At 46.7% G+C, this 5,350-nt stretch carries 2 tRNA genes and 3 rRNA genes; all 5 read right to left on the bottom strand.

The features are described from left to right. Positions 1-54: 54 nt before the first annotated feature. Positions 55-162 (bottom strand): 5S ribosomal RNA (rrf, locus tag V1468_RS16385). A 78-nt stretch (positions 163-240) separates the two neighbouring features. Then, positions 241-3,053: ribosomal RNA gene (locus V1468_RS16380) — 23S ribosomal RNA — on the bottom strand. Positions 3,054-3,180: 127 nt separating this feature from the next. After that, positions 3,181-3,254, bottom strand: a tRNA-Ala gene (locus V1468_RS16375). Between the two features lie 77 nt (positions 3,255-3,331). After that, a tRNA-Ile gene (locus V1468_RS16370) sits at positions 3,332-3,405 on the bottom strand. Positions 3,406-3,499: 94 nt separating this feature from the next. After that, positions 3,500-5,025: ribosomal RNA gene (locus V1468_RS16365) — 16S ribosomal RNA — on the bottom strand. The 16S, 23S and 5S rRNA genes sit together here with 2 tRNA genes alongside, the layout of an rRNA operon. Positions 5,026-5,350: the final 325 nt, after the last annotated feature.

The raw sequence follows: 5,350 nt of genomic DNA, 5'->3' as shown, positions 1-5,350 counted from the left end.
AAGAAATAATAAACAACAAAAAAACCCTTACTATTAACTAGTAAGGGTTTTCAAAAAAGGCGGCGACCTACTCTTCCACAGATGCAGTACCATCGGCGCTAACGGGCTTAACTTCTCTGTTCGGAAAGGTAAGAGGTGAGCCCCGTCGCTATAACCACCTTAAACTATTTCGGTTGTTTAAACCGTATAATAAACATATTGAAAAAAGTTGCATGATTTGTACTTATAAAAAGAGCGGCGTACAATAAGCCTATGGGTTATTAGTACTACTCGGCTATGACATTACTGCCTTTACACCTGTAGCCTATCAACGTGGTCATCTTCCACGACCCTTTAAAGAAATCTCATCTTGTGGTGGGTTTCGCGCTTATATGCTTTCAGCGCTTATCCCTTCCGAACGTAGCTACCCTGCAATGCCCCTGGCGGAACAACAGGTACACTAGAGGTTCGTCCAACTCGGTCCTCTCGTACTAGAGTCAGATCCACTCAAATTTCTAACGCCCACAGTAGATAGAGACCGAACTGTCTCACGACGTTCTGAACCCAGCTCGCGTGCCACTTTAATGGGCGAACAGCCCAACCCTTGGGACCTTCTCCAGCCCCAGGATGTGACGAGCCGACATCGAGGTGCCAAACCCCCCCGTCGATGTGAGCTCTTGGGGGAGATCAGCCTGTTATCCCCGGAGTACCTTTTATCCTTTGAGCGATGGCCCTTCCATGCGGAACCACCGGATCACTATGCTCTACTTTCGTACCTGATCGACCTGTATGTCTCTCAGTCAAGCTCCCTTATGCCATTGCACTCTACGCACGGTTACCAAGCGTGCTGAGGGAACCTTTAGAAGCCTCCGTTACTCTTTTGGAGGCGACCACCCCAGTCAAACTACCCACCAAGCACTGTCCTTCGCAAGAAGTTAGACTCTAGATAAGCAAAGGGTGGTATTTCAACAATGACTCCACAACGCCTGGCGACGCCACTTCAAAGTCTCCCACCTATCCTACACATTACTTATCCAAAGCCAATACTAAGCTATAGTAAAGGTTCACGGGGTCTTTTCGTCCCACTGCGGGTAATCGGCATCTTCACCGATACTACAATTTCACCGAGCTCATGGCTGAGACAGTATCCAAATCGTTACACCATTCGTGCAGGTCGGAACTTACCCGACAAGGAATTTCGCTACCTTAGGACCGTTATAGTTACGGCCGCCGTTTACTGGGGCTTCATTTGAGATCTTCGAAGTAAACTTCTAAACCCTCCACTTAACCTTCCAGCACCGGGCAGGTGTCAGGCCCTATACATCATCTTTCGATTTAGCAGAGCCCTGTGTTTTTGATAAACAGTCGCTTGGATCTTTTCACTGCGGCCTGTATTACTACAGGCGACGCTTCTCCCGAAGTTACGCGTCTATTTTGCCTAGTTCCTTAGCCATGAATCTCTCGAGCACCTTAGAATTCTCATCCCAACTACCTGTGTCGGTTTACGGTACGGGCTGCTTCACTCGCTTTTCTTGGAACCTCCTTCGCTGCATTATCACCTTGGCCGTAGCCTCAGTGTACTATCGCTTGCGCTTCAACGTACTATTCCGTCAGTACGCAGCAACCACGGAGATCCGTCACTTTTAGTGTGAGCAGGTACGGGAATATTAACCCGTTGTCCATCCACTACCCCTTTCGGGTTCGCGTTAGGTCCCGACTAACCCTCAGCTGATTAGCATAGCTGAGGAAACCTTAGTCTTTCGGTGTGCGGGTTTCTCGCCCGCATTATCGTTACTTATGCCTACATTTTCTTTTGTAGCTTCTCCAGCATACCTCACAGTACACCTTCGACGACACTACAATGCTCCCCTACCACTTTTACAAGTCCATAGCTTCGGTAGTATGTTTATGCCCGATTATTATCCATGCCGAACCGCTCGACTAGTGAGCTGTTACGCACTCTTTAAATGAATGGCTGCTTCCAAGCCAACATCCTAGCTGTCTAAGCAGTTCAACCTCGTTTATTCAACTTAACATACATTTGGGGACCTTAGCTGATGGTCTGGGTTCTTTCCCTCTCGGACATGGACCTTAGCACCCATGCCCTCACTGCTGATCATCATTTTATAGCATTCGGAGTTTGTCAGGAATTGGTAGGCGGTGAAGCCCCCGCATCCAATCAGTAGCTCTACCTCTATAAAACTAAATCAACGCTGCACCTAAATGCATTTCGGGGAGTACGAGCTATTTCCGAGTTTGATTGGCCTTTCACCCCTACCCACAGGTCATCCGAAGACTTTTCAACGTCAACCGGTTCGGGCCTCCACTATGTGTTACCACAGCTTCACCCTGCCCATGGGTAGATCACACGGTTTCGCGTCTACCACTACTAACTAAGCGCCCTATTCAGACTCGCTTTCGCTACGGATCCGCACCTGAAGTGCTTAACCTTGCTAGCAACGGTAACTCGTAGGCTCATTATGCAAAAGGCACGCCGTCACGGATAAATCCGCTCCGACCGCTTGTAAGCGTATGGTTTCAGGTTCTATTTCACTCCCTTATTCAGGGTTCTTTTCACCTTTCCCTCACGGTACTAGTTCACTATCGGTCTCTCAGGAGTATTTAGCCTTATCGGATGGTCCCGACAAATTCATACAGGGTTACACGTGCCCCGCACTACTCAGGATACTGCTATCTCTCTAATCTTTACCTATACCGGGCTATCACCGTCTTTGGCCTGTCTTTCCAAACAGTTCTAGTTCATTATAGATTGAATATTGCAGTCCTACAACCCCAGCATTGCCGTAACAATACTGGTTTGGGCTATTCCGCGTTCGCTCGCCACTACTAGCGGAATCACTTTTGTTTTCTTCTCCTCCGGGTACTTAGATGTTTCAGTTCTCCGGGTTCGCCTCCTTAAAGGATACTATATCTTCAATATAGTGGGTTGCCCCATTCGGATATCTGCGGATCAATTTGTATGTGCCAATCCCCGCAGCTTTTCGCAGCTTATCACGTCCTTCATCGCCTCTGAGAGCCTAGGCATTCCCCATACGCTCTTATTTAGCTTATTGTACTTTTGTCTTTTTAATGAGTTACAATTATTGCTCGTTACAATAATTTAATTTTATTAAATATTTCTATCTAATTATCATGTATCTTTTTTCAATATGTCAATGAACTTTTAACCTCTCGGTCTTGTGGAGAATACCGGAGTCGAACCGGTGACCTCCTGCGTGCAAGGCAGGCGCTCTAGCCAGCTGAGCTAATTCCCCATATACTAGTAGTTAGTACATAGTAGTTAGTAGTTTACCAAACTACCCTCTCAACTTCTAGAATTTCCTTTAATTAGTAGTCTCAGGCAGACTCGAACTGCCGACCTCTACATTATCAGTGTAGCGCTCTAACCAGCTGAGCTATGAGACTCTACTTAATTATTGATATCTTAAATTAACAGCAAGAGAATAAACCTATTTATTTCTTTTATTTTGATAGCTTCCTATCAGTCGTCTTTCTCTAGAAAGGAGGTGTTCCAGCCGCACCTTCCGGTACGGCTACCTTGTTACGACTTAGCCCTAGTTACCGATTTTACCCTAGGCCGCTCCTTGCGGTGACGGACTTCAGGCACTCCCAGCTTCCATGGCTTGACGGGCGGTGTGTACAAGGCCCGGGAACGTATTCACCGCATCATGGCTGATATGCGATTACTAGCGATTCCAGCTTCACGGAGTCGAGTTGCAGACTCCGATCCGAACTGTGATAGGGTTTATAGATTCGCTCCTTCTCGCGAAGTGGCTGCTCTCTGTCCCTACCATTGTAGCACGTGTGTAGCCCAGGACGTAAGGGCCGTGATGATTTGACGTCATCCCCACCTTCCTCACGGTTTGCACCGGCAGTCTTGCTAGAGTTCCCGACATTACTCGCTGGCAACTAACAACAGGGGTTGCGCTCGTTATAGGACTTAACCTGACACCTCACGGCACGAGCTGACGACAACCATGCAGCACCTTGTAGATAGTCCGAAGAAATAGCTATCTCTAGCTAATGCAATCTACATTTAAGCCCTGGTAAGGTTCCTCGCGTATCATCGAATTAAACCACATGCTCCACCGCTTGTGCGGGCCCCCGTCAATTCCTTTGAGTTTCATTCTTGCGAACGTACTCCCCAGGTGGGTCACTTATCACTTTCGCTTAGCCACTCAGACCGAAATCCGAACAGCTAGTGACCATCGTTTACGGCGTGGACTACCGGGGTATCTAATCCCGTTCGCTCCCCACGCTTTCGTCCATCAGTGTCAATATATTGTTAGTGATCTGCCTTCGCAATTGGTATTCTATGTAATATCTATGCATTTCACCGCTACACTACATATTCTAACCACTTCACAATAATTCAAGACTAGCAGTATCAAAGGCAGTTCTACAGTTGAGCTGCAGGCTTTCACCTCTGACTTACTAATCCACCTACGGACCCTTTAAACCCAATGATTCCGGATAACGCTTGCATCCTCCGTATTACCGCGGCTGCTGGCACGGAGTTAGCCGATGCTTATTCTTACGGTACCGTCAGCCATCTACACGTAGATGGGTTTCTTCCCGTATAAAAGCAGTTTACAACCCATAGGGCAGTCTTCCTGCACGCGGCATGGCTGGATCAGGCTTTCGCCCATTGTCCAATATTCCTCACTGCTGCCTCCCGTAGGAGTCTGGTCCGTGTCTCAGTACCAGTGTGGGGGATCCCCCTCTCAGGGCCCCTATCTATCGTTGCCATGGTGTGCCGTTACCACACCATCTAGCTAATAGAACGCATACTCATCTCTTACCGCCGAAGCTTTAATCTAAATAACATGCGAAATTTAGATACTATGGGGTATTATTCTTCGTTTCCAAAGGCTATTCCCCAGTAAGAGGTAGATTGTATACGCGTTACGCACCCGTGCGCCACTCGTCAGCAAAAAAGCAAGCTTTTTCCTGTTACCGTTCGACTTGCATGTGTTAGGCCTGCCGCTAGCGTTCATCCTGAGCCAGGATCAAACTCTTCATCGTTAAATTTTTAAGTCTTTCGACTTACTCTCTTAACAACTAATAGGAATTATCTCAGTACTCTAAATGATCTATTCTCTTGTTATTCATCAACCGTTTCCAGTTGATCTTTACGCTGTCAATTCAATATGTTAATGAACTTATTTCTTTACTTTTTCTTAACCTTATTTCGTTAAGCGGGTGCAAATATAAAACCCTTTTTTCATTCCCACAACATCTTTTTGAAAAAAATTAAATTTATTTTTTTCGAGATGCCTAAACTGTTAATGAACGTCCCGATATCTCTGCCTGTTTGGCCGTTTCGGGGGTGCAAATATATAACGGTTTT

The organism is Winogradskyella poriferorum (assembly GCF_036553625.1).
Classification (GTDB): domain Bacteria; phylum Bacteroidota; class Bacteroidia; order Flavobacteriales; family Flavobacteriaceae; genus Winogradskyella; species Winogradskyella poriferorum.
The sequence above is the reverse complement of the archived record's forward strand: the minus strand, read 5'-3'. Positions and strand labels throughout refer to the sequence as shown.